Annotated in this window: 18 protein-coding genes; 4 read left to right on the top strand and 14 right to left on the bottom strand. The window is 70.2% G+C overall.

What is annotated here, in order from left to right:
- Window positions 1-49: 49 nt before the first annotated feature.
- Complete coding sequence (locus tag RCR19_RS22390) at window positions 50-4,990, bottom strand: NAD-glutamate dehydrogenase (protein ID WP_331266742.1); 4,941 nt, start codon at window positions 4,988-4,990, stop codon at window positions 50-52.
- 615 nt (window positions 4,991-5,605) lie between these two features.
- On the opposite strand from RCR19_RS22390, the gene RCR19_RS22385 reads away from it, so the two are divergent.
- Window positions 5,606-6,172 carry a DJ-1/PfpI family protein gene (locus tag RCR19_RS22385; protein ID WP_331266741.1) on the top strand — a complete coding sequence of 189 codons (567 nt, stop codon included), beginning with the start codon at window positions 5,606-5,608 and terminating at the stop codon, window positions 6,170-6,172.
- A gap of 37 nt (window positions 6,173-6,209) precedes the next feature.
- Here the strand turns inward: RCR19_RS22385 and RCR19_RS22380 are convergent, their stop codons facing one another.
- Together RCR19_RS22380 and RCR19_RS22375 are read right to left on the bottom strand one after the other, a co-directional pair.
- Entirely contained in the window at window positions 6,210-6,875 is a 666-nt protein-coding gene (locus RCR19_RS22380) for an HAD family hydrolase (RefSeq protein ID WP_331266740.1), read from the bottom strand.
- An 81-nt stretch (window positions 6,876-6,956) separates the two neighbouring features.
- On the bottom strand, window positions 6,957-7,472 hold the full coding sequence (locus RCR19_RS22375) for a hypothetical protein (protein ID WP_331266739.1): 516 nt from the start codon (window positions 7,470-7,472) through the stop codon (window positions 6,957-6,959).
- A gap of 345 nt (window positions 7,473-7,817) precedes the next feature.
- Here RCR19_RS22375 and RCR19_RS22370 point away from each other — a divergent pair, with 345 nt between their 5' ends.
- Window positions 7,818-8,342 (top strand): Rv3235 family protein, encoded by a 525-nt coding sequence (locus tag RCR19_RS22370; RefSeq protein WP_331266738.1) that lies wholly within the window; start codon window positions 7,818-7,820, stop codon window positions 8,340-8,342.
- Between the two features lie 73 nt (window positions 8,343-8,415).
- Here RCR19_RS22370 and secA read toward each other — a convergent pair whose 3' ends face one another.
- Window positions 8,416-11,226 carry a preprotein translocase subunit SecA gene (gene secA, locus RCR19_RS22365; protein WP_059127770.1) on the bottom strand — a complete coding sequence of 937 codons (2,811 nt, stop codon included), beginning with the start codon at window positions 11,224-11,226 and terminating at the stop codon, window positions 8,416-8,418.
- A 301-nt stretch (window positions 11,227-11,527) separates the two neighbouring features.
- Here secA and RCR19_RS22360 point away from each other — a divergent pair, with 301 nt between their 5' ends.
- Window positions 11,528-12,106, top strand: coding sequence for a GNAT family N-acetyltransferase (locus RCR19_RS22360; RefSeq protein WP_331266737.1), 579 nt, complete (start codon window positions 11,528-11,530; stop codon window positions 12,104-12,106).
- Window positions 12,107-12,187: 81 nt separating this feature from the next.
- A complete protein-coding gene (locus RCR19_RS22355; RefSeq protein ID WP_331266736.1) occupies window positions 12,188-13,390 on the top strand; it encodes a crosslink repair DNA glycosylase YcaQ family protein in 1,203 nt (400 codons plus the stop codon).
- Window positions 13,391-13,426: 36 nt separating this feature from the next.
- Here RCR19_RS22355 and RCR19_RS22350 read toward each other — a convergent pair whose 3' ends face one another.
- The 10 genes from RCR19_RS22350 to mtnA all read right to left on the bottom strand — a co-directional run bounded on the left by RCR19_RS22350 (window position 13,427) and on the right by mtnA (window position 24,212).
- Window positions 13,427-14,173, bottom strand: coding sequence for a response regulator transcription factor (locus RCR19_RS22350; protein ID WP_331266735.1), 747 nt, complete (start codon window positions 14,171-14,173; stop codon window positions 13,427-13,429).
- Window positions 14,174-14,379: 206 nt separating this feature from the next.
- Window positions 14,380-15,102: a ribosome-associated translation inhibitor RaiA gene (raiA, locus tag RCR19_RS22345; RefSeq protein WP_331266734.1), complete on the bottom strand. Its 723-nt coding sequence runs from the start codon at window positions 15,100-15,102 to the stop codon at window positions 14,380-14,382.
- Window positions 15,103-15,387: 285 nt separating this feature from the next.
- A complete protein-coding gene (locus RCR19_RS22340) occupies window positions 15,388-16,281 on the bottom strand; it encodes a ComF family protein (protein ID WP_331266733.1) in 894 nt (297 codons plus the stop codon).
- 117 nt (window positions 16,282-16,398) lie between these two features.
- A complete protein-coding gene (locus RCR19_RS22335; protein WP_331266732.1) occupies window positions 16,399-18,222 on the bottom strand; it encodes an LpqB family beta-propeller domain-containing protein in 1,824 nt (607 codons plus the stop codon).
- On the bottom strand, window positions 18,212-20,245 hold the full coding sequence (gene mtrB / locus RCR19_RS22330) for an MtrAB system histidine kinase MtrB (RefSeq protein WP_331266731.1): 2,034 nt from the start codon (window positions 20,243-20,245) through the stop codon (window positions 18,212-18,214). The genes RCR19_RS22335 and mtrB overlap by 11 nt, the downstream gene beginning before the upstream one ends.
- Window position 20,246: 1 nt before the next feature.
- Window positions 20,247-20,936, bottom strand: a complete 690-nt coding sequence (gene mtrA, locus RCR19_RS22325) for a two-component system response regulator MtrA (RefSeq protein WP_150136091.1) — start codon at window positions 20,934-20,936, stop codon at window positions 20,247-20,249.
- Window positions 20,937-21,110: 174 nt separating this feature from the next.
- The gene (locus RCR19_RS22320) at window positions 21,111-21,338 is read right to left on the bottom strand and encodes a hypothetical protein (RefSeq protein ID WP_331266730.1); all 228 of its coding nucleotides are present in this window, start codon (window positions 21,336-21,338) and stop codon (window positions 21,111-21,113) included.
- Window positions 21,339-21,416: 78 nt separating this feature from the next.
- Window positions 21,417-21,983, bottom strand: a complete 567-nt coding sequence (locus RCR19_RS22315; protein ID WP_331266729.1) for a GNAT family N-acetyltransferase — start codon at window positions 21,981-21,983, stop codon at window positions 21,417-21,419.
- A gap of 53 nt (window positions 21,984-22,036) precedes the next feature.
- Window positions 22,037-22,975: a MerR family transcriptional regulator gene (locus RCR19_RS22310; RefSeq protein WP_331266728.1), complete on the bottom strand. Its 939-nt coding sequence runs from the start codon at window positions 22,973-22,975 to the stop codon at window positions 22,037-22,039.
- A 94-nt stretch (window positions 22,976-23,069) separates the two neighbouring features.
- On the bottom strand, window positions 23,070-24,212 hold the full coding sequence (mtnA, locus tag RCR19_RS22305; protein WP_331266727.1) for an S-methyl-5-thioribose-1-phosphate isomerase: 1,143 nt from the start codon (window positions 24,210-24,212) through the stop codon (window positions 23,070-23,072).
- Window positions 24,213-24,221 lie beyond the last annotated feature (9 nt).

Genomic DNA, 24,221 nt, shown 5'->3' with positions numbered 1-24,221 from the left:
ACGGTGTTGGGACGCCCCCGTCGTCGACCGGAGACCGGCCGTGTCCGGCCTAGCTGTGCGTCCGGAGCATCGTGCGCATCGTGCGCATCGCGACCGACAGATTCGCGAGATCGAAGGAGTCCGAGCCGGAGATCTCGTCGAGGGTGGTGCGCGCCCTCGCGAGGATCGCCGCGTTCTTCTCCTCCCAGGCCTTGAACCGCTGTTCCGGCGTGGAGCTGCCGTTGCCCACCGCCAGGACGTCGGAGGTCAGGCCGGCGTGGGCCGCGTACAGGTCCTCACGGATCGACGCCCGGGCCATGGACTGCCACCGGTCGGCGCGCGGCAGTTCGATGATGCGGTCCATGAGCCGGGTGACCCCCAGCCGGTCGGCGAGTTCGTAGTAGACCTCGGCGACGGCCATCGGGTCCTTGCCCGTGCGATCGGCCACCGAGACGATGTCGAGCGCGGGGAAGGCGGAGGAGAACCCGGCGACACGCGTGGCGAGTTCGTCGGGGACCCCGGCGCTCGTCAGCTCGTCGTAGATCTTCTGCCACCATTCCAGGTCCGCGCCGCGCAGCAGCTTGGGCAGCTCCCTCCAGACCTGCTCGACGCGCTCCGCGAAGAACTCGACCGTCTCGGCGAGTTGCAGCGGCTGCGGCCGGTTGTTGAGCAGCCAGCGCGTGCCGCGCTCGACCAGCCGGCGGCAGTGCAGCCGGATCCGGGTCTGGACGTCGGCGTCGACCTTGTTGTCGAGGTCCTCCACCGAGTCCCACATCGCGCCGGAGTGGAAGATGGCGCGGGACGCGGTCTGCGCCCGCACGATCTCCTCGAGCGAGGCGCCGGTCTCCTCGCGCAGACGGTGCAGGAAGCTCGTACCACCCGTGTTGACCGTGTCGTTGACCAGCAGGGTCGTCACGATCTCACGGCTCAGCGCGTGGCTGTCGATCTGCCGCGAAAACCGCTCGCGCAGAGCCGTCGGGAAGTAGGCGTGCAGCAGGCTGCGCAGATACGCGTCGTCAGGCAGCTCCGTCTCCAGCAGCTGCTTGGCGACCGTGATCTTCGTGTACGCCAGCAGGACGGCGGTCTCCGGGCCGGTCAGGCCCTGGCCGGAGTTGAGCCGCTCGCGGATCTGCCGGTCGGTGGGCAGGAACTCCAGCGCCCGGTCGAGGTGGCCCTCACGCACCAGGTGGCGGATGAACCGCTGCTGCGCGTTCAGCATGTCCTTCGACTGGAACAGCGCGTTGGCGATCGCCACGTTCTGCGCGTAGTTGTTGCGCAGCACCAGGGTGCCGACCTCGTCGGTCATCTCGGCGAGCAGCTGGTTGCGCTGCTTGACGGTGAGATCGCCGTTGGCCACGACCGCGTTGAGCAGGATCTTGATGTTCACCTCGTGGTCGGAGGTGTCCACGCCCGCGCTGTTGTCGATGGCGTCCGTGTTGATCTTTCCGCCCTGCTGCGCGCACTCGATCCGGCCGAGCTGCGTCAGGCCCAGGTTGCCGCCCTCGCCGACCACCTTGGCCTGGAGGTCGCGTCCGTCCACCCGGATCGCGTCGTTGGCCTTGTCGCCGACATCCGCGTTCGACTCCGCGGAGGACTTGACGTAGGTGCCGATGCCGCCGTTCCACAGCAGGTCGACCGGCGCCTTCAGGATGGCGCGCATCAGGTCGGCCGGGGTCATCTTGGCGATGCGGCCGTCGATGCCGAGCGCCTCGCGGATGTGCGCGTTGATCGGGATCGCCTTGGCCGAGCGGGGGAACACCCCGCCGCCGCCCGACAGCAGTTCGGTGTTGTAGTCGGCCCACGAGGAGCGCGGCAGCTCGAACAGCCGGCGGCGCTCGGCGTACGAGGTCTCCGCGTCCGGATTGGGGTCGATGAAGATGTGCCGGTGGTCGAAGGCCGCGACCAGGCGGATGTGCTCGGACAGCAGCATGCCGTTGCCGAACACGTCACCGGACATGTCGCCGATGCCCACGACCGTGAAGTCCTCGGTCTGGGTGTCGACGCCCAGCTCACGGAAGTGCCGCTTCACGGACTCCCAGGCGCCGCGGGCGGTGATGCCCATCTTCTTGTGGTCGTAGCCCGCCGAGCCGCCGGAGGCGAAGGCGTCGCCCAGCCAGAAGCCGTACTTCTCCGCGACCTCGTTGGCGATGTCCGAGAACGTCGCCGTGCCCTTGTCCGCGGCGACCACGAGGTAGGTGTCGTCCGAGTCGTGCCGGACCACGTCCGCGGGCGGTACGACCTCGCCGGCCACCATGTTGTCGGTGATGTCGAGCAGGGCCGAGATGAACGTCCGGTAGCTGCGGATGCCCTCCGCGAGCCAGGCGTCACGGTCCACGGCCGGGTCGGGCAGCTGCTTGGCGACGAACCCGCCCTTGGCGCCCACCGGCACGATGACGGTGTTCTTCACCATCTGCGCCTTGACCAGACCGAGGATCTCGGTGCGGAAGTCCTCACGCCGGTCGGACCAGCGCAGACCACCGCGCGCGACCTTGCCGAAGCGCAGGTGCACACCCTCGACACGCGGCGAGTACACCCAGATCTCGTACGCCGGACGCGGCGCCGGAAGGTCCGGGATGGCCTGCGGGTCGAACTTCATGGAGATGTAGTCGTGCGGCTTGCCGCCCCTGGCCTCCTGGAAGAAGTTGGTGCGCAGGGTCGCCTTGATCAGCGTGAGGAAGGAGCGCAGGATGCGGTCCTCGTCCAGCGAGGCGACCTGGTCGAGAGCGGCGTCCAGCTCCTCCAGCAGGGCGTCGGTCAGCTCCACCCCGGCGCGCTGCCGCTCCGGCGACATCCGCGCCTCGAAGAGGGAGATCAGCAGCCGGGTGGTGTGGACGTTGTTGCGGAGGGTGTCCTCCATGTAGTCCTGGCTGAAGGTCGAACCGGCCTGGCGCAGGTACTTGGCGTATGCGCGCAGCACCATCGCCTGGCGCCAGGTGAGCCCGGCGCTCAGCACCAGGGCGTTGAAGCCGTCGTTCTCCGCCTGCCCGGTCCAGGTGGCGGAGAAGGCGTCCTGGAACCGCTCACGGGCGTCGTCGCCGAGGATCTCGCCGTTGTCGGTGAGCGAGGTGGGCAGCCGGAGGCCGAAGTCGTAGATCCACGCGATCGTGCGGTCCGCGCAGCGCAGTTCGTACGGGCGCTCGTCGACGACCTCCACGCCGAGCCGGTTGAGGACCGGCAGCACGGCGGACAGGGACACCGCCTCGCCCTTGCGGTAGATCTTGAAGCGGCGCTCACCGGGACCGACGCCCACGGGCTCGTACAGGCTGAGAGCGAACTTCCTGCCGCCCTCCTCCGTGGTCAGCTGCTCCAGGTGCACGAGGTCGGCGACCGCGGCGCGCGGCGTGTGGTCGGCCTTGTACCCCTCGGGGAAGGCGCCCGCGTAACGGCGCTGCAGCTCGGCCGCGCGCTCCTCACCGAGTTCCGCGTTCAGCGCCTCGGTGAAGGCGTCGCTCCAGGAGCGGGCCGCCTCGACCAGGCGCGCCTCGATGCGCTCCTTGTCGACGTCGGAAAGCTGCGGCAGCTCCGTGCCCTGCGGGACGCGGACCACGAAGTGCAGCCGGGAGAGGATCGATTCGGTGTTCCAGGCCGTGAAGTCGACGCTGGTGCCGCCGAGCTCCTCCTTGAGGATGTCGATGATCCGCAGTCGGACGCCGGTGGTGTAGCGGTCGCGCGGCAGGTAGACGAGGGCCGAGTAGTAGCGCCCGTACTCGTCCTGACGCAGGTACAGCCGCAGTCGGCGGCGCTCCTGGAGGTAGAGGACGGAGGTGGCGATGGAGCGCAGCTCGTCGGTCGGGGTCTGGAACAGCTCGTCGCGCGGGTAGGTCTCCAGGATCTGGAGCAGGTCGCGGCCGTCGTGGCTGTTGGGTGAGAATCCGGCACCCCTGAGCACCTCTTCGACCTTGCGCCGGATGACCGGCACACGGCGCACGGACTCGGTGTAGGCGGCGGACGAGAACAGGCCGAGGAAGCGGCGCTCGCCGACCACGTTGCCCTGCTCGTCGAACTTCTTCACGCCGACGTAGTCGAGGTACGAGGGCCGGTGCACGGTGGCACGGCTGTTGGCCTTGGTGAGGACCAGCAGCTTGTGCTCACGGGCCTTGGCACGGGCGTCGGCGGGCAGCCGCTCGAAGGACGGGCTCACCGGGTGCTGGTCGTCGCCGGCGTGGCTCGGGTCCGATCGCAGTATGCCGAGCCCGGTGCCGGGCACCGCGGCCAGGACGTCGTCCTCGCGCAGCTCGTACTCGCGGTAGCCGAGGAAGGTGAAGTGGTCGGCGGCGAGCCAGCGCAGCAGCTCACCGGCCTCCTCCAGCTCCGCCACCGGCAGGTCCGTGGGCACGGCCTCCTTCTGGAGCCCCTCGGCGATGCGCAGCGCGCACTCGCGCATCTTCTCCCAGTCCTCAACGGCCTCGCGGACGTCGGACAGGACACGCATCAGATCCGCGGTGATCTGCTTCAGATCCGCGCGGTCGGTCTCCCGGTCGATCTCGACGTGGATCCACGACTCGATGTGCGCGTCGTGCGGCAGCTCGGCACCGGCCGCGTCGGGCAGCACCTCGAGGAGCTTGCCGGTCAGGTCGCGGCGGACGACGAACTGGGGGTGGATGACGACGTGGATTCCGCGCCCCTGCCGCGACAGCTCGTTGGTGACGGAGTCGACCAGGAAGGGCATGTCGTCGGTGACGACCTCGACGACGGAGTGGCTGCAGGTCCAGCCGTTCTCCTCCACGGTCGGGGTGTGCACCCGCACGCTGGCCGTGCCCTGCGGGCGCGTCTCGGCCAGTCTGTAGTGCGAGATCGCGGCTCCGAAGACATCGACCGGGTCACGGTCGGCGAGGTCCTCCGGGGCGGTGTGCAGGTAGTAGCGCTGGAGGAACGCGAGCACGGTGTCCCGGTCAGGGGTGCCCTCGCCCGTCGTCCCAGTCGGTAGGTGCCCCCCGACCGGGCTGTTCTCAGCTACCCGGGCAGCCCTCTCGAGCAGCTCGGCCTTGGCTTCGTCCAGCTTGGTCTGCATTGTCCTCTGGCTCCTGTCGCGCGCCGTTGCGTGACGTAGAAGGAAATACGGTCTCTTCTCCGACGTAACGCCGCGACGCGGGGTGTCCGGTCTGGTTCGACGCTATGCCGCACGGAGAGAAAGGTGGGGGCTTATCGGCCAATTCCGGCACCCTCGGCGACTGTGACGCTCGTCTCGGCGCACTGGGCGCCTCTCGCGTCCCCGGCGCTCCGGTAGCCGTGCCGGGCGCCTGCGGCGCCCTTTGCGACCGGCCCCGCCTGCCAGGATCAGCGACCGCCGCCCGGTCACGGATGTCGTCCGTGCTCACCGGGCGCAGGGCAGGGACGACGACGTCCCCGCGATGTATCGCGCTGATCACGCCACCAGGCTATCGCTCATCACGGGGGGCACGTCATGAGCCGTATGTGTACAAAACAGGGGGTCGAACTTTGACGTTCTGCACAGGGGCGCGGGGAGCGCTGCCGTGCAGTCCCGTCGGTGCGAGCATGGCTGTACGAACAGCGAGCACGTCTGTACGAGTGGTACGAGGCCCCTTGGCAAGCACCCTCGACCTCGGGCACGTTGCCAGAAGCACCCGACGGAGCCGTCCGCACGACCGAGGGGAGCACGGCGAACATGACGCAGAAGATCCTGATCGTCACCGGCGACGCGGCAGAATCACTGGAAGTCCTGTATCCCTACCAGCGCCTGCGCGAGGAGGGGTACGAGGTCCATATCGCGGCCCCCACCCGCAAGACCCTCCGGTTCGTCGTCCACGACTTCGAACCCGGATTCGACACGTACACCGAGAAGCCCGGCTACACCTGGCCCGCGGACCTCGCCTTCTCCGAGGTCGACCCCGGTGAATACGCCGCCATCGTCATCCCCGGCGGCCGCGCCCCGGAGTACCTGCGCAACGACCCCGAGCTCCGCAAGATCCTCAAGTCGTTCTTCGACACCGACAAACCGGTGGCCCAGATCTGCCACGGCCCACTGCTCACGGCCGCGGTCGACGCCCTGCGCGGGCGGCGCGTCACGGCCTATCCCGCGCTGGAGCTGGACATGCAGGCGGCGGGCGCCACCTTCCAGGACGCCGAGGCGGTCGTCGACGGCACGCTCGTCTCCTCGCGGGCCTGGCCCGACCACTCCAGCTGGATGCGCGAGTTCCTGACGGTCCTGCGCGCCAAGGCGCCGGTGACCTGATTCCGGGCGGTGCGGCGCCTTCGGACGCCGCACCCGCTCACGCCGCCAGCCGCTCCGCCTCTGCGACCGCCTCCGCCAGTGTGTCCACCACCGGGACGCCGACCTCCTCCAGGCTGGTACGGCTGTGCGAGCCCCCGGTGTACAGGACGGCCTGCGCCCCCACGTGCCGGGCGGCGACCGCGTCGTCCGCGGCATCCCCGATGATCACCGTGCGCGCCGGCTCCACGCCGTCCAGTGCCCGCAGGTGCCGGACCATGTGCTCGGCCTTGCTGCCGCCGGAGGGCCCGGTCCGACCGTCCACGCGCAGGAAGTGCGTCTCGATCCCGAAGCCCCTGACCAGCGGGACGAGCTCGTCGTGCCCGTACATGCTCAGAAGCGACTGGCTGCGGCCCGCCGACCGCCATCCCGCGAGCAGATCCGCGGCGCCCTCGGTCAGCCCGCAGCGCACCCGGTGCAGCATGTAGTACCGGTGGAAGACCGCGTCCATGACCTCCCACTCGGCGTTCGTCGGCAGTCGCCCCATCAGCCGCTCGTAGAACTTCGGCACCGGCACGCAGTACAGCGTCCGGTACTTCTCCAGCGTGATCGGCTCCAGGCCCAGTTCGGCGAACGCCGCGTTCGTCGCCCCGATGATCGCGTCATTGTCGTGGAACAGCGTGCCGTTCCAGTCCCAGACGATGTGCGCGCTTACGTACGTCCCCATGCCCGAAAACGTACCCGGCCGCGGTGACAATCACGTGCCGACAGGCGCCGACGCGGACAGGGCACGGAGAAAAACGCCAGGTCAGACGCTCGGGCCGAGCAGTTGGGGAATCTCCTGCGTCGCGTACCAGAGCAGCTCGTGGTCCTCGGCGCCGTCCACGACGAACTGCGCGTCGTCGTCGCCGCCGTCCGCCGCCTCCAGCGCCTCGGCCGCCGCGGTCAGGTCCGCCTCCGCGTCGTCCGCGTCGGCGTGCACCGCGGCCGCCTTGCCGAGCGGTACGGGTCCGGCGACCCGCACCTCGCCGAGGGCCGCCTGGTCCAGTGCCCGGTCGGGATCGGCGGCCGCGGCTCCGTCCGGTACGTCGACCGCGACGACCACACGTCGCCGCGGCGCCCCCGGGTCGGCCGCGAGCAGTCGCAGCGAGGCCAGCGCGGCCCGGTTGAGCGCGGCGTACTCCAGTTCCTCGATGTCGTCGGAGAGGTACCACTCGCGCAGTGCGGGCGTGACGGCGTAGGCCGCCATCTGCCCCGCGCCCAGCTCACCCGTCTTGTACGCCTCGGCGAGACCGTGGAGGGTCAGGGGGACGTAGACGCGCATGGCGAGCCGCTTTCGTAGTCGGAGAGGACGGCCGGAGGGCGAGTACGAGGACCCTGTGGAGGTCGCCCGCGCGCCTCCGGCGAGTCACCCCAGGATACGTGCGGGTGTCCCCCTTCGGGTCTCGGCCGGAGCCTTCCCGGACGTCAACCGGGGCTCCCGTGGCTCACCCGGTACGCCCCCGCGGTTCCAAGGCACCCCGCCCTGCTTCTCATCCTGATAGGTGAACCCACGGGCGGTCCCGGCGCGCTCCCGGCCTCCTTGCGGACGGGGTCCTCCGCCTCGTACAAGATCCCCACCGAGAAGTTACCGACCGGTATCAGCCGGTCCCGCGAAACGGGGATTCCCATGAACAAGGTGATGACCAGGAACAAGCCGACGACCGGGGCCCCACGGCACCCGGGCGGCCGTCCACCGGTCCGCCACGACACCCGCCGACCGGGCCCCGCACCCCGTCGCCCCGCACCGGGCGGCGGCACGTCCCGTACGGCGGCCGCTCCCGCCGCGCCGGACCCGTCCGGCCCGGTCCCCCAGCCCCGTCCGACCGACCTCTTCGCCGACCGGCTGGTGTCCGTGCTGAGCGGCCGGCGGCCGGTGCACAGCATGCTCCGCCACACGGCCGGCCGGGCCTACGACGAACTGGCGTGGCTTGCTGAACGCGGCCCGCTGCGCACCCGCGGCAGCCATCCGGTCGTCCGCGACATCGGCTACTACGTCCCGCGCCCGGGCGCCATCGAGGCGTTCGCCCGCATCGGCGCGGGCGACACGCTGCGCGCGATGGCTTTCCGCCTGGAGTGCGGTCCTGACCACCGCTGGCGCTGTACGGCGGTGGAACTGGGCGGGCCGCGGATGCCACGGGCGGACGGCGACTGACGGCAACGACACGAGGGGCCGGGCACCCTCGGGTGCCCGGCCCCTCACCACGGCAGTGTCGCCGGCGGCAGCGTCACTTCCTGCGGCGCCGCCCGCCCTTCGCCTGCTTGCGGCGCTCCGCGCGCGTGAGGCCGTCCGCCTCCGAGCGCACCGGCTCGTCGTCGCCGACGAAGTCGCCCTCGATGACGCCGCCCTCGCCGTCCACGGTCGGCGCCGAGAAGTGCAGCCGCTCGCGGCGCTGCGGGGCGTCGAGGCCCTTGGCACGGATCTCCGGGCGGGCGGCCTGCGCCGCGACCGCCTCCTCCTTCTCCAGGGACGGCTTGGCGTCCTCGACGGGGACCTCCTCGACCTGCTGCTCGACCTGGACCTCCAGGTTGAACAGGTAGCCGACGGACTCCTCCTTGATGCCCTCCATCATCGCGGTGAACATGTCGAAGCCCTCGCGCTGGTACTCGACCAGCGGGTCCTTCTGCGCCATGGCGCGCAGGCCGATGCCCTCCTGGAGGTAGTCCATCTCGTAGAGGTGCTCGCGCCACTTGCGGTCCAGGACCGACAGCACGACCCGGCGCTCCAGCTCACGCATGATCTCGGAGCCGAGCTGAGCCTCACGCTGCTCGTACTGCTCGTGGATGTCGTCCTTGATGGACTCGGCCACGAACTCGGCGGTCAGCCCGGCCCGGTCGCCGGTGGCCTCCTCGAGCTCGTCGACGGTGACCCGCACCGGGTAGAGCTGCTTGAAGGCGCCCCACAGCCGGTCCAGGTCCCATTCCTCGGAGAAGCCTTCGGCGGTCTCGGCGGCCACGTAGGCGTCGATCGTGTCGTCCATGAAGTGCTGGATCTGCTCATGCAGGTCTTCGCCCTCCAGGACGCGGCGCCGCTCGCCGTAGATGACCTCGCGCTGCCGGTTGAGGACCTCGTCGTACTTGAGGACGTTCTTCCGGGTCTCGAAGTTCTGCTGCTCGACCTGCGACTGGGCGGACGCGATCGCGCGCGTGACCATCTTGTTCTCGATCGGCACGTCGTCCGGCACGTTGGCCATCGCCATGACGCGCTCGACCATCTGGGCCTTGAACAGACGCATCAGGTCGTCGCCCAGGGAGAGGTAGAAGCGGGACTCGCCGGGGTCGCCCTGACGTCCGCTACGACCGCGCAGCTGGTTGTCGATACGGCGCGACTCGTGCCGCTCGGTGCCCAGCACGTACAGTCCGCCGAGCTCCTCGACCTCGTCCTTCTCGGTCTTGACCGCGAGCTCGGCACGCTCCAGGGCGGTGGGCAGGGCCGCGGCCCACTCCTCGATGTGCTCCTCGGGGTCGAGCCCGCGCTGGCGCAGCTCGGCCTCGGCGAGGTCCTCGGGGTTGCCGCCGAGCTTGATGTCCGTACCGCGGCCGGCCATGTTGGTGGCCACGGTGACGGCGCCCTTGCGGCCGGCCTGGGCGACGATGACAGCCTCGCGGTCGTGCTGCTTCGCGTTGAGCACCTCATGCTGGATGCCGCGCTTGGCGAGCTGCTGCGAGAGGTACTCGGACTTCTCGACCGAGGTGGTGCCGACGAGGATCGGCTGACCCTTCTCGTGCTTCTCGGCGATGTCGTCGACGACCGCCTCGAACTTGGCCACCTCGGTGCGGTAGATCAGGTCCGACTGGTCCTTACGGATCATCGGCTTGTTGGTCGGGATCGGGACCACGCCGAGCTTGTAGATCTGGTGGAACTCGGCGGCCTCGGTCATCGCCGTACCGGTCATGCCGGAGAGCTTGTTGTAGAGGCGGAAGAAGTTCTGGAGGGTGATCGTGGCGAGCGTCTGGTTCTCGTCCTTGATGTCCACCCCTTCCTTCGCCTCGATCGCCTGGTGCATGCCCTCGTTGTAGCGGCGGCCGGCGAGGATACGGCCGGTGTGCTCGTCGACGATCATGACTTCGCCGTCGATGACGACGTAGTCCTTGTCGCGCTTGAAGAGCTCCTTGGCCTTGATCGCGTTGTTGAGGTAGCCCACCAGCGGGGTGTTCACCGACTCGTAGAGGTTGTCGATGCCCAGCCAGTCCTCGACCTTGCTGACGCCGGACTCGTGGATGGCGACCGTGCGCTTCTTCTCGTCGACGTCGTAGTCGCCGGTCTCCTCGGCGCCCTTCAGCGGGTTGCCCGCCTCGCCCCTCTTCAGGCGCGTGACCAGCTTGGCGAAGTCGCCGTACCACTTGGTGGCCTGGTCGGCCGGGCCGGAGATGATCAGCGGGGTACGGGCCTCGTCGACCAGGATGGAGTCGACCTCGTCGACGATCGCGAAGTTGTGACCGCGCTGGACGAGCTCGTCCTGGGCCCAGGCCATGTTGTCGCGCAGGTAGTCGAAGCCGAACTCGTTGTTCGTGCCGTAGGTGATGTCGCAGCCGTACTGCTCACGGCGCTGGGCCGGCGTCATGTTGCCGAGGATGCAGCCGACGCTCAGGCCGAGGAACTTGTGGACGCGGCCCATCATCTCGGAGTCGCGCTCGGCGAGATAGTCGTTGACCGTGACGATGTGGACGCCGTCTCCGGACAGGGCGTTCAGGTACGCGGGCAGGGTGCCGACGAGCGTCTTGCCCTCACCGGTCTTCATCTCCGCGACGTAGCCGAGGTGGAGCGCGGCGCCGCCCATCATCTGCACGTCGTAGTGACGCTGGCCGAGGACGCGCTTGGCCGCTTCACGGACGGTCGCGAACGCCTCGGGCAGCAGGTCGTCGAGGCTTTCGCCGTCGGCGTACCGCTGCTTGTACTCATCGGTGAGGGCCCGCAGCTCGGCGTCGGAGAGGTCGACGAAGTCCTCTTCGATGGAGTTGACCTGGTCCGCGATGCGGTGCAGCTTGCGCAGGATCTTGCCTTCGCCTGCACGCATGATCTTCGAGAGGACGGACACGGGGGTTTGTCTCCTTGCCGGTCGGGCCTGGGACGGTCGGTTACGTAGGACAGCTTGAGCAACGGCCATCGTAAGCGAGGACCCCACCGCGCCGGGAGGTCTGCCGGTGACAGCCACTAGGACAACGGACGGGCATGGCGGAAGGTGCCGAGTCCGTGCCACGAAAAGTAACCGTCCATTCACGCAGTGACGAGCCCGCGGGCACAACGGCGTGGCGGGACCGCGCGACGGATGCCGGGGCGACGGCGACCGGGTGTGAAAAATCATGGCGTCGCGGCGGGGGGCCGAGCAGAATCGGGCGATGGACCCCGTCACCCTGACCACCGAACGTCTCCTGTTGCGCACCGTGGGTGCGCAGGACGCGGACGCGGTGTACGCGGCCGCGCAGGATCCGGACATCCAGCGCTGGACCACGATCCCGTCGCCGTACCTGCGTGAGCACGCGGAAGGGTTCGTCGGGCAGCTGGCGCCCGACGGCTGGGCCGACGCCTCGATGTTCACCTTCGGCGTGTTCCTTCCCGCGGGGGCTCTGGTGGGCATGCTCGGCCTCACGATGCGCTCACTGGGCGTCGCCGAGGTGGGCTTCTGGACGACGAAGGAGCACCGGGGGAACGGCTACATCACGGAAGCCACGCTCGGCGCGTCGCGCTGGGCCTTCATCCGTCTGTCGGTGGACCGTGTGGAATGGCGCGCGGAGGTGGGCAACGCCGGCTCCCGGGCGGTCGCGGAACGCGCGGGCTTCACCATCGAGGGTGTGCTGCGCTCCGCGATCAACAACAAGGGGGTGCGCCGGGACTGCTGGGTGGGCTCACTGCTGCCGTCGGACCTGGGGCTGCCTTCGACGGCCCCCTATCTGCCGGCCCCCTCCCGGACGCCCTAGCGGGCCGTCGTCCCGTCGGCCTGTTCAGGACGGAAGACCAGCTCAGGCCACGTTGTCAGTGCCGGGCCTTACCGTGTGGCCATGCCGAGTCTTCCGCGTCCCGTCACCGAACTGACCGCCGACGAAGCCCGCCGCATCTTCCTGCGCGCCCAGGGCTTCCTCGGCGCCCCCGACCGCAGGGGCGGGGTCCGCGGCGTGCTGCGCCGTCTCGGCGCGGTCCAGCTCGACACCATCTCCGTCCTCGCCCGGTCCCACGAACTGATCCCGTACGCCCGCCTGGGCGCCATAGGCCGCAAGACGGTGGACTCGGCCTACTGGACCCCCGCGCCCGACGACGCGTCCGAGCCCCGGCCCCATGCGTTCGAGTACTGGTCCCACGCCGCGTGCGTCCTCCCCATCGAGGAGTGGCCCCATTTCGCCTTCCGCCGCCGCGCCTACCGCTCCCGTCCGCACTGGAACCACAGCCTCCCGGACGGTGTCTACGACCAGGTCATCAAGCAGCTGCGCAGCGAAGGCCCGCTGACGGCCACCGACTTGGGCGGCGCCAAGAGGACCAGCGAGTGGTGGGACTGGTCCGGCACCAAGGTCGCGGTGGAGCGTGCGCTGATGTACGGCGAGGTGGTGTGCGTCGAGCGGCGCGGCTGGAAGCGGGTGTACGACCTCGCCGAGCGCGCCGTCCCCGAGCCGCTGCTGCACGACGAGTTGGACGACGCCGAGTGCCTGCGCCGCCTGGTCCGCCTGGCCGGTCAGTCCCTCGGCGTCGGTACGCGCGCGGACATCGCGGACTACCACCGTCTCAAGGGCGAGCAGGTGGACGCGGTGATCGCGGACTCGGGCCTGGTTCCGGTGACGGTCGAGGGCTGGGGCAAGCCCGCCTGGGCGGACCCGGAGGCGCTGGCCACCCCGCCGCGCGGCCGCCACCGTACGACGCTGCTGTCGCCCTTCGACTCCCTGGTCTGGGAGCGGGCACGCACGGAGCGCATCTTCGGCTTCACCCATCGTCTGGAGGCGTACGTGCCCAAACCGAAGCGGGTGTACGGCTACTTCGCGATGCCGGTCCTCGCCGGCGGTCGGCTGGTCGGCCGTGTGGACCCCGCGCGCGAGGGCCGCACGCTGGTGGCCAGGCAGGTCACGCTCGAGGGCTCCAAGGCCGTGCCGGGGGTGGCCCAGGCCCTGCTGGAGGCGGCGGCATGGGTGGACTGCACGGATGTACGCGTGGAACGGGTGGACGCCCCGGATCTGCGCGAGCCCCTGGTCAAGGAGCTGGCGCGTGCCGTGGGCTGACCCGCGGTACCGGCGGATCGCCACGGACCCGTCCGGCTAGCGGATCTCGAGGATCTTCTCCCGCATCGCGTAGACCACGGCCTCCATCCTGGAGTGCAGCTGCAGCTTCTCCAGGATGTTGCGCACATGGTTCTTCACGGTGTTCTCGGAGATGAACAACTCCTTGGCGATGTCCCGGTTGTTCATCCCCGTGGCGACGAGTTTGAGGACTTCCAGCTCCCGGTCGGTGAGCCGCGGCGCAGGGACCAGCCGGCGTTCGTCGGTCCGCTGGATCATCGACTTGAACTCGGTGAGGAGTTTCGACGCCATGGACGGGCTGATCTGCGACTGCCCGTCGGCGACGGCTCGAATGGCCGTGGCGACCTCGTCCGTGGAGATCTCCTTCAGGAGATAGCCGGTCGCGCCCGCCTTGATCGCATCGTAGAGATCGGCCTCTTCGTCGCTGATCGTCAACATGATGATCTTCGCGCTGGGCGCCACCTCCTTGATGGAGGTGCACGCCTCGATCCCGCCGCGCTTGGGCATCCGCACATCCATCAGCACGATGTCGGGGAGCAGATCGGCCGCCTTGTCGACCGCTTCCGCGCCGTCCCCGGCCTCGCCGACGACCTGGATGTCCTCCTCGGCCGCGAGCACGATCTCCAGGCCTCGGCGGAAGAGCGCATGGTCGTCCACGACGAGGACACGGATGGGCTCCTTGCGTGCAGAGCCCTCCTCCGGGCCCATGCCGACGACGCCGTCGTCGGCGTCCCCGTCTCGCATCGGTCCGAAGCTGTCCGCCATCGTTCCTCCCCCTGAAGGCTGTGGCCCGTGGTCCTGTGCCATCGCCAACCCAAGGCAACGGCCCACCGGTTGGGCCGTTGCCGCCATGATTCCATGCCCGGGCGACACTCCGGTGCCGGAGCACGGCGCGAACTGGTCGCACACCGGTGCCCCTGGGGGCGCACAGGCCCGCCAGAGGCACCGGTTACCGCGTTCACCCGGCGGGATCAGCCGCCGAGCGCTCCACCTGCGGCGGCCATCTGCGCCTGAGCCACCATCTGGTCCGTGCTCAGGTGGATGACGCCGTAGTCGTAGGCATGCCGTCGGTAGACGACGCTGGGCTGCTTGGTCTCGGAGTCGACGAACAGGTAGAAGTCGTGCCCGACCAGCTCCATCTCGTAGAGCGCCTGGTCGAGCGACATCGGAGCGGCGACGTGGGTCTTCTCGCGGACGACGAGGGGGCCTTCGCCCTTCACCTCGAGCGATCCGATCTTCTTGGTCGGCACACCGTCCGACTCTTCCTCCGACACGAGCCCGCCGTTGCCGTTCAGGGTCACCGCACCCGGGACGTGGTCGGGCACCTCGGCTGCCGTGAGCCTGCGGACCCCGCGGCGGGTGTGGCGCTTATCGTGCTGCTTGCGCAGCCGGGCCTCGAGCTTCTCCGCGGCGAGGTCGAGCGCCACGTACGGATCGTTGGCCGCTGCCTCCGCCCGGATCACCGGACCGCGCGAGCGGAGCGTGATCTCCACTCGGTCGGAGCGGTCGGCCTGCCGGGGGTTGGGCTCCTTGGACACCTCGACATCGAGGCTGATCACCTTGGCATCCAGCTTCTGGATCTTGTCCAGCTTCAGCTTTTCGGCCACGTGCTTCCGGAACCGCTCGGGCACCTCGGTCTTGCGGCCCTTGACGACGATGTCCACGCAGAACTCCGTTCCCGGATCGCTCCGCATCCCTGGCGGAGCATCTCCCTTGTGCACCAGGCTCCGGTGACCACCGGAGCCCCGGACTCGGTGACGTCCACCTCCTCCTCCCCCGTGGGCGAGATCTCCACCTCACCGCCACGGGTGATTGCAGAAAACCCGCAGCACGGCAATGGAATAAGCGAGGGACGGCCGGCGCCTTTCCCTCACAACCGAACATATCTCGCCCGGCGCGATGTCGTCACCCTCTACTGCGGCGTACCTCCATTCAGGTGAATTGGCCTAGCCATGACCTGCGGCAATGCAAGTTCTCAGTCAGTTCCGGTTCATTTCGAAAGATTCCGGCGAGGCGGCGACCACCGCCGCACAGATCCGGTCTTCGAGGCCGTTCCCAGCGACCATTCCCTGCGGCTCGGGTGCCCGGTGCGACCGCGCCGCCGTCCGTATTGCTGTCCGTTCCCCCCTTGCTTCCCCCGCCACACGCGCATACACCTCCGTGTCCCCCGTCCGTGCATCGACGAGCGCCGTACGGACCGCACGCGCCGCCTCTCCCAGGGAGGCGCCCGTGGTCATCAGGTCGTCTACAAGAACGATCCGGCCGCCCGTGAGCAGCGCCGCGCCGACGTCGGCCACCTCCAGGGCTCCCGCGAGATTGGCCAGCCGCTGCCGGGCGCCGAGTCCGGCCTGGTCGGCCACGGCCCGCCGATGCCGCAGCACCGCCACGACCCGGGCGGCCGTCCCGCTCCTGCGCAGTTCCGCCGCCGCCGCGAGCGCGATCCGCCGTGCGGGGTCATGGCCTCTCGCCCGCACGGCGCGTCGGGAGGAGGGCACGGGCACGAGCAGCACGGGCACCCGGCCGGCGGCGGTGCGCGAGGACGCCGCGCGGACCGCGGCCACGGCTGCCCCGGTCCCGCCCGTGATCAACCCCGCCCGTACCGCCCCGGCCAGGGCCGCCCCGAGGGGGCGCGCCAGCATCAGTGCACCGCGCTCCTTGTGCGCCAGGAGCGTGGCGCGTACGGCGCCCCGGTATGCGGCCGCCGCGTGCACCACCGGCAGCCCCGCCGGCTCCGGCGCCGGTCGCACCCGGCGCGGCGCCCTTCCGTGGAGCGCCGCGCGGCACTCCGGGCACAGCACCGTGCGCGGCCTGCCGCAGCCTCCGCAGTCCGTCGGCAGCACCAGGTCGGTGAGGTCCTGCCACCACGCCCGCATGTCCACCACTGTGCCAACGCCCGTGGCGGCGTGCCAGGCCTGTGGACAACCGCCTGTGGACAACGGGGGCACGGAGCCCGCACTCGGACACCCGTGTCCGGAGCGCGCCTGCCCGGCTCACCCCGGGTAGACGGGGGCCGTTCCCTCCTTGACCACCTTCTGCCACTGCGCCCCTGCCGACAGACGCACGATGCCGTCCTCGGAGTAGGCCACGAGCGGCAGCCGCTCGTCCTCGGACGCCGCGATCTGATTGACGCCGGTGAGCGAGGTCGGCGCGGCGACCGTCGGTGTCGAGCCGTCGACCTGCACATACCGCAACTGCTGCACACCGCCGGACTCCCGCCCGACCACCACGAGCCGGCTGTCCCCGGCCCACGACATGGCCGTGACCTCTTCCAGCTGCGGAGTCACCGAGTGGAGTTCAAGGATCGACACGGAACGCCGTCCGTCACTCCCCTCGTCCCGCTCGACCCGTCCGATCTGCAGCGACGTCTTTCCGCCCTGTTCCACGATCAGTGCGATCCGCACACCGTCCGCGGCCACCCGCACCGCGTTGATACGCCCGTCGAGGCCCGGCGTGCTCACCACCACCGGTTCGCCCGCGCCCTGCTGCAGCATCACCAGACGGGCCCGCTTGGGATCGCGGTCGGCCACCCACAGGTCGCCCCCGCCGTCCCAGCTCGGCGTCGTCAGCCGGTCGCCCGGCAACGCGCCCTGGCTGGTCAGTACCGGGTCACCGAGCGAGGAACCCGAGACCAGGGACCCCACGTACAGATTCCGCCCGTCGTCCGAGACCCCGGCCGCCCTCTCCTCGTCCAGCGAGATCGCGGCCGCCCGCAGCTTCTTGGCGCCTTCGCCCAGCGCGCCCGGTACCGGCTCGGGGTCCTTGGAGGTGCTCGACAGACTGACGAGCCGCTGCTTGCCGTCGAGGAAGTACTCGTCCGCCCCTCCACCCGTGCTGTGCGAGGCGATGATCTCGGCGCGGTTCTCGTTCAGGTCGCAGAGCTTCTTGCCGTTCGACCGCCGCAACTCGACCTGGCTCACGCCGGTGGGCGTCAGGTCCCGGAGCGTGAACAGCAGCTGCGCCGCCATCCTGCTGCACTGCGTCGGCCCGACCCGGTCGGCCTTGCCGTTGAGCGGCACCGTCAGCCTGTTCTGGTCGTCCGGCGACAGCGAGGTGACGCCCTTCCCGAGCGCCGTGCCCGAGGGGAAACTCGACGTCGCCACGGGATTCAGCCAGCGCGTCGGCCCGGCCAGCAGCGAGCGGACCATCGACGTCACCGGATCCACCTTGCCGCGCACGTACACCGGGTCCGCCACGGTGCTCAGCTGTCCGGTCACCGCCGCGGGCACGTTCGAGGCGTAGTAGTACTTGTTGACCGACACGTAGTTGCGCTGGAAGTCGGACTTGCCCATCACCACGCCCTGCGGCAGCGAGTCGATGCGCCACTGCTTGGACTTCTTCTCCAGCGTGAGATGCACCGCCGTGCTGTAGGCACCCGAGTCCGGCGCGAACGCGTGCTGCGAGTCCACGACGGCGAGCCTGCTTCCGCCCAGCGTGTACGCGTAGTCGTCCTGCGCCTCCCCGCTCCTGCTGTGCGCGCCCTCGAGGTTCGGCCCGTCGGACAGCACGGTGGTGGAGGCGTCCGGGTTCCAGCTGCGGCGCGCGCTGTCGGTCAGATATTCGCGGGCCGTCTCATATCTCGGGTCGTCGCTGGTCAGTGCCTCCAGGAAGCCCCGCACGATCTCCCCGGGCCCGGCGTTCTCGCGCGGCGGCACGGCGAAGACCCGCACCTGGGCATCCTGGCGCGGCGTGGACTCCACCCCGCTCAGTCCGCCGCTGTCCGGCATGGACGCGCACCCCGCCAGCAGCAGGGCGCCGCAACCGGCGAACACCCCCATACGCAGCGCACGCGGCCGGCCGCCCCCCTCAGCGCCCACGAAACGCCTCCCCCTGCTTCCGCTCGTTCGGCCCCCCGCCGAGCGGAGGCTCCTGTGTCCTGTCGTCGTGGGGCCGCACGGGCCCGGCCGGGCGCGGCACCACCCGCGCGCCGTTGCCGGGCAGTGCGGTCGGGTCGGCCGTGGGCATCACCGTGGCCGACCGCGAAGCGATCGGATCACGCGGTGGGGTCGACTCGCCGGTGGACTGCCTCGGTACCGTGGCGAGCTTGCCGTCCGAACCGCCGTGGGGCAGGCCGGCGTCGTTGAGCCCGCGGTTGCGCCGGGAATCCATGGGCTCCAGCGGTATGGGCGAGCCGCGCAGGGGCTCGTCGGCGGTGCGCGGCAGCGTCAGCCTGAACTGCGAGCCCCCGCCGGGCTCGCCCCACGCCTGCAGCCAGCCGCCGTGCAGACGTGCGTCCTCCAGTGCGATGGACAGGCCAAGTCCCGTACCGCCGGTGGTTCTGGCCCGTGCCGGGTCCGCCCGCCAGAAGCGGCTGAAGACCCGGGTGGCCTCGCCGGGCTTGAGTCCCACGCCGTAGTCCCGCACCGCGATCGCGACCGCGCCGCCCGCCGTGGCGAGCTTGACGACGACGTCCTTGCCATCGCCGTGCTCGACCGCGTTGACCACCAGGTTGCGCAGCACACGCTCCACGCGCCGGGCGTCGGCCTCGGCCACGACCGGCTGCTGGTCACCGACCACGCGGATCTGCGTGCCCTTGCGCTCCGCGAGCGGCTCGGCACCGCTCACCACCCGGCGCACGACGTCCCGCAGGTCGATCGCGTCCGCCTCCAGCGCCGCGGCGCCCGCGTCGAAGCGGCTGATCTCCAGCAGGTCGGCGAGCAGCGACTCGAACCGGTCCAGCTGGTCGGCGAGCAGTTCCGCCGAACGCGCGGTCACCGGGTCGAAGTCGACGCGCGCCTCATGGATGACGTCGGCCGCCATCCGCACGGTCGTCAGCGGTGTACGCAGCTCGTGCGAGACGTCGGACACGAACCGCCGCTGCATCCGCGACAGGTCCTCCAGCTGCTGGATCTTCAGCTGCAGGTTCTGCGCCATCTTGTTGAAGGCTTCACCCAGGCGGGCGATGTCGTCCTCGCCGGTGACCTTCATGCGTTCCTGCAGACGGCCGGCGGACAGGCGTTCGGCGATGCCCGCGGCCATCCGTACGGGTGTGACGACCTGGCGCACCACGAGCCAGGCGATGGCCCCGAGGAGCACGACCACGAACAGCCCGGCCGTCGCGAGGGTCCCCTTGACCAGGCTCAGGGACTTCTCCTCCTGCGTCAGCGGGAAGAGGTAGTACAGCTGGTATGGATCCCCGTTCGGGTCGTTGATCTGCTTACCGATGATGAGTCCCGGCTGCGGATCACGACGGCTGTCCGTGTAGAAGATGCGGGTGTAGCTCTGGGCCACGCCGAGACCCGCGTCCAGACGAGTGCGCAGATCCTCCGGAACGCTCCGGCTCGGGTCCACACCGCCCGAGGCGCGCGGCCCGAGGCCGGGGTTGTCGTGGTCCGCGACGGACGTGCTCAGCGTGACCACGTCGAAGGCGCCCTGGCCGCCGCTGGAGAGCGACTCGACGAGGTCGCCCATCCACCCGCTGACGTTCTGGACGGGGTTGTCGGCGCCCGAGTTGTCGTCGCCGCCGCTCGCGCTGGCGGCGCTGTCGGCCTTCTGCCCGGCGACCGTGAAGCCGCCCGCGGCCTGGCTCTGCGACGCCTTCACCTTGGCGTCCAGCAGGCCGTTGCGGACCTGTCCGATGACGACGAAGCCGAGCAGCAGCACCACTCCGAGCGACATGAGCAGCGTCGTGACGACGATCTTGAGCTGGATGTTGCGTCGCCACAGCCGCATCACGGGCAGCAGCGGACGGCGTACCCAGCGCATGAGGAGCCGAAGGACCGGGCTGCCCTGGACTCCGCCCTGGAGCAGCCCACCCTCGAAGAACCGTCCCCGGCCGACAGGCCGCCCCGGCAGGGCGCCCGCCCGACCGGGCGCCGAAGCGGCGCTGTCGCGGGACATGTCAGCTGGGCCCGGCCTTGTAACCGACACCACGAACGGTCACCACGATCTCCGGCCGCTCCGGGTCCTTCTCGACCTTCGAGCGCAGCCTCTGCACGTGAACATTGACAAGACGGGTGTCCGCCGCGTGGCGGTAGCCCCAGACCTGCTCCAGGAGGACCTCGCGGGTGAACACCTGCCACGGCTTGCGGGCCAGGGCCACCAAGAGGTCGAACTCCAGCGGAGTCAGCGCGATCGACTGCCCTTCCCGCTTCACGGAGTGACCGGCCACGTCGATGACGAGGTCACCGATGGCGAGCTGCTCGGGTGCGGGCTCCTCCGACCTGCGCAGCCGCGCGCGGATGCGGGCGACCAGCTCCTTCGGTTTGAACGGCTTCACGATGTAGTCGTCCGCGCCCGACTCGAGCCCCACCACCACATCGACGGTGTCGCTCTTGGCCGTGAGCATCACGATCGGCACACCGGACTCGGCCCTGATCAGGCGGCACACCTCGATGCCGTCCCGCCCGGGCAGCATCAGATCGAGCAGCACCAGGTCGGGCTTGGTCTCACGGAAGGCGGCCAGCGCCTTGTCGCCGTCGGCTACGAAAGACGGCTCAAAACCTTCACCTCGCAGCACGATGCCGAGCATCTCGGCCAGTGCTGTGTCGTCGTCGACGACAAGGACTCGTCCCTTCATAAACGACATCATCCCATTCTCATAACGGCGACCGGGGCGCTGGTGAACAAGGTCACTGGCCTGTGACGATAGTCGTACGCGACCATCACTGTCTGCCCTCGTTCGCCGACGCCGATGTCAGTGCCGGATGTCGGCCCTGTTTGCCCGGCGGTCGGGCACGGCGGCCGTCGAACGAGACGGACCGCCTCACCGCTGTACCGAGGGCCCGCCCCTGCGGCCGCGTTTCCGCCACTGACGCACCCGCTCCATCACCGCCACGGCCGCCATCAAAGTTCCCACCGTCGCGGTGGAGTCGGCAAGATCTTCCGGTCCGCCGAGGACGTGGGCCACGCCCCACCCTGCGAGTGACAGCGTCGGCCAGACGACCAGCACGGTGATGGCAGGTCGACGTCGCGGCGGTGTGTTGTCGGCCATGAGCCGAGAGTACTGGCTGATCCGAGCCAGTACGCACGGTTGTGCGACTTCGCGGCTACGTACTGCCGCCGGTGGTTCTCAGTCACCCCTGCGCCGTATGTGCAGATGACCCTCGCGGGGAAACGAGGGCGGCGCCGCGGGCAGGACCCTGTCGAGGTTGTATCCGCTCTTGTGCGCCACACGGCACGAGGCCGGGTTGTCCACCTGGTGCAGGAGTTCCAGACGCTCCAGCCCGTCGGCGCCCAGGGCGTCGAAGGCCCAGCCGGAAAGAGCCTCCAGAGCGCGCGGCGCGACCCCACGCCCGCGGGCATGTGCAGCGGTCCAGTAGCCCACCTCGGCCGACGGCCGGCCGGCGACGGCCTCCTTCAGCACCACATGGCCCACCAACTGCCCGTCGGCCGGACCGGACCGCTTCTCGAGGACCGCGAAACCGAAGCGCTCCCCCGCCGACCAGCCCCGCTCCTGGCCCCGCACCCACCGCGCCGCATCGGCCTCGTTCTCCACGACCGAGCTGGTCCACTGGCGCAGTACGGGATCCCGGAACACTTCGACGAGGGCGGCGACGTCCTTTGCACACCAGGGACGAAGGAGGAGGGCCGCAGCGGACGGCGTGGCGTCCGCATGCAGGACGACGGTGTCGTTCACCGGCAGATCGTATGCGTCGGCGCTCTGCCCCGTCGCCGACGATTCCCGGCCCACTACCGCTCCATTCGGACCCGCACGGCCTGGACCGACCAACCGAGCGCCGGTGCCAGGCTCTCCGGGGCAGGCCAGCCGTTGATCACTGCCAGCAGCTCGACGTACCGATCCCGGCGCGGGTCGCTCACGCTCTCCAGCCGGGCCAGCAGCAGTCGGCGCAGCTCGTTGTCGTCGGGGCGGCCGAGAACCTGCGCCTGGTGGGCCGCCAGTGCCGCGACGATCGGATCGGCCCGGCGGGAAGCAGGATCCATACCTGCCGCCAGGGCGGGGCCGACCCGGTCACGGACGACGGCGGCGAGGCCGCGGCGCGGGGTGGCGGTGTCGCCCAGTGCCTGTTCGGCCGCGTGGTCCTCGACCATCCGCCGCATGCCGGCGCGGAAGTCCGGGTCCAGGACCAGTTCGTCCCACTCCACCCACGCCCGCAGCTGCTCCGCATCGGGACTGTCGGGCATCTCGGGTGACATCGAGCGTCTGACTCCGGCGAACGCGGCACCCGAGCCGAGACCCCCGAATGCGGCATCGAGGAATTCCCCGATCAGACGCCGGCGCTCGTCCTCGGAGAGCTGGGCCAGTCTGTGCATGACATCCGCCTCCTCAGCGGTCAGCCCGCGCTCGGCCACCGCCGTCAGCAGCGCATGCCGCAGGCGCAGGACGCGGATCTGCACGGCCAGGGCTCCGGCGTGTGCCGCCGCGACCTCGGGAAGCGCGAGCTCCCGATCCACGACCCTGCGGATCGTGGACAGGTCCAGCCCCAGGTCCCGCAGGGTCCGTACCAGATCCAGGCGCGCGACGGCGTCGCCGTTGTAGCGGCGGTAGCCGGCCGGGCTGCGGTCCGTGGGCGCCACGATTCCGCGATCGGAGTAGAACCGGATCGTCTTGACCGTCAGACCGGTCCGCCGGGCCAGTTCGCCGATCGAGTAGAGCGTGTCGCCGTCCATGCCCCCACCTTGGCGTCTCCCCTTACGGGAGACTCAAGACCATCCGTCCGCCGACGGCCGGCCGCTGGGGGCCCGGACGCGCGAGCCCTCCCACTCAGAGCGGCTGACGTGACCCCTCACGCAGCGCGGCCAGTGCCTCCGAGGTCACGGGCGAGACGACACCCTCTTCGGTGACGATCGCCGTCACCAGCTCGGGAGGCGTCACGTCGAAGGCCGGGTTGTACGCCTGGGTCCCCAGAGGGGCCACCGGTATCCCGCCTCCCGCTTCCGCTCCCGCCATCGGCGCCCGGGGGGCGGCGACTTCCGTCACCTCGTGTGCGGCCCGCTGCTCGACCTCGATGGACGCCCCGTCCGGCGTGTCCGGATCCACGGTGGTCACGGGCGCCACCACGATGAACGGCACATGGTGATACCGGGCCAGCACCGCGAGCGGATAGCTTCCGACCTTGTTCGCCACCGAACCGTCGGCGGCGATCCGGTCCGCCCCGATCAGTACGGCGTCCACCTCCCCGGCCGCGAACAGCGAGCCCGCCGCGTTGTCCGTGAGCAAGGTGTAGGCCATCCCGTTGCGGGCCGCCTCGTACGCCGTCAACCGAGCGCCTTGCAGCAACGGACGCGTCTCGTCCACCCAGAGCCTGCGCAGCCGGCCCGCGCGATGCGCCTCGAGCGCCACCGCGAACGCCGTGCCCTCCCCGCCGGACACCAGCGTTCCGGAGTTGCAGTGCGTGAGCACCCGGTGTCCGCCGCCCGGCAGCAGTTCGTCCAGCAGGGCCATGCCGTGCCGCGCCATCCGGGCGCTCGCCTCGGCGTCCTCCCGGTGCAGCGCCCGGGCCGCGCCGAGCGCCGCTTCGGCGGCCCGCTCCCGGCCGCCGCCGTCGGCGAGCACCGCCCCGTACGCCTCCCGGGCCCTGCGCACACCGACGGCCAGGTTCACCGCGGTGGGCCGCGCACCCGCCAGCGCGGCGGCGGCCTCGTCCACGTCGAAGCCGCGTACTGCGGCCAGCGCGACCCCGTACGCCCCGGCGATACCGAGCAGCGGCGCACCACGGACCGCGAGCGTGCGGATCGCCTCCACCAGGGCGGGCGCATCCGTGCACACGAGTTCGACCTCGTCCGTGGGCAGCCTTCTCTGATCGAGAAGCACCAGCACGGGCCCCTCGGGCGGCTCGTCCCAGCGGATCACGGGTATCCCCGTCGACTGCTTGTCCTCGCCGAATTGCGCGTACTGATCAGCCATGCGGTCAGT

Source organism: Streptomyces sp. WAC07094 (assembly GCF_036320405.1).
Lineage (GTDB): Bacteria > Actinomycetota > Actinomycetes > Streptomycetales > Streptomycetaceae > Streptomyces > Streptomyces lannensis.
Note: the sequence above shows the minus strand (reverse complement) of the source record. Positions and strands in the feature narration are given on the sequence as shown.